Source organism: Metabacillus malikii (genome assembly GCF_030813355.1).
Lineage (GTDB): Bacteria > Bacillota > Bacilli > Bacillales > Bacillaceae > Metabacillus > Metabacillus malikii.
The window spans coordinates 1-1,016 of sequence record NZ_JAUSUD010000069.1 but is presented as its reverse complement, the minus strand read 5'-3'; the positions used below and the strand labels follow the sequence as shown (position 1 = coordinate 1,016).

The following is a 1,016-nucleotide window of genomic DNA, read 5'->3' as shown; positions in this document are numbered from 1 at the left end:
TATTTCTTTGTATACTTATTAATTATGGTGATATTGCCAAAAAACAGTACAAATGTAGTGTAAAATATGTTTATATAGTGATTTAATACTAGTGGATTTGTTCTGGAGAGATTAATCTACTGACTAGTGGTAATGTTAATATTTTTTTCTTGCATTTAATGAGGTCATGAGATAATAGCTAAGAAGCTGGTCATGTGTAATGAGGTCTTGCATACCATTTATTACCTCAATATCAGTGCCGACGTAGATGATCAAGTTCAACTAAATCTCTATCATTTGTATAATAAATATCAATATTAATCTTCGTTTTAATTTCTTGTGTCGAATCCAATGATATGCTCCTTTCTATTTTATTATTATTGGATCAGGATCTGAGCGTTCTAACGAGTTATCCTTGATACCAATCGAAGTAACCTTGTCAATTAAATTGTCATTCAATATAACTGAATAACTACCTTTCGGAATACCTTCCATATTTTCAAGACCCTCAACGATTTTATTGAAGATTGCTTTGTCAGGTTTAGAACTTTCTTCTTTCATATACAAATAAATTGTATATGTAATAGCCTCAGTAGGATACTTTAAGTTATTGAATTTATTTTGTAATTCATCTATTTCGACTTTTGGGTTTTGCATGTAAAAAGAGAATAATTCATCAAAAGAGTCTCCATAAGTATGTATATAGTAATAAGGTGTACTATACCCGCTTGCTCTTACCTTTCTAAGGGCCTCTTCAGTTATTCCCACTACCGGATATTCGTTAATTACTTGATTTATATATGCATCTAATGTAGCTATTTCTTGATTATATAGCATCGCAAATACACCTGACTTAATCGCATTCTCAACTTGCCCTTCCTGTGTAAAAACATTATCAAGTTTTACTTCTTTCTTTTGTTCTCAATCGGCACAACTGCGTACGTATAAAAATGCGGTTCCCCCACCGATTCCACAAACACTGTTGCTGCATCCTGCGAGCCTACTACATTATGTACTTTTACTTCTGTTTTATAAGT

General features: G+C 32.0%; 1 pseudogene. It reads right to left on the bottom strand.

Features of this window, described 5'->3' with window-relative positions:
• Positions 1-345: 345 nt before the first annotated feature.
• Positions 346-959, bottom strand: a pseudogene (locus tag J2S19_RS23630) (DUF1672 family protein).
• Positions 960-1,016: the final 57 nt, after the last annotated feature.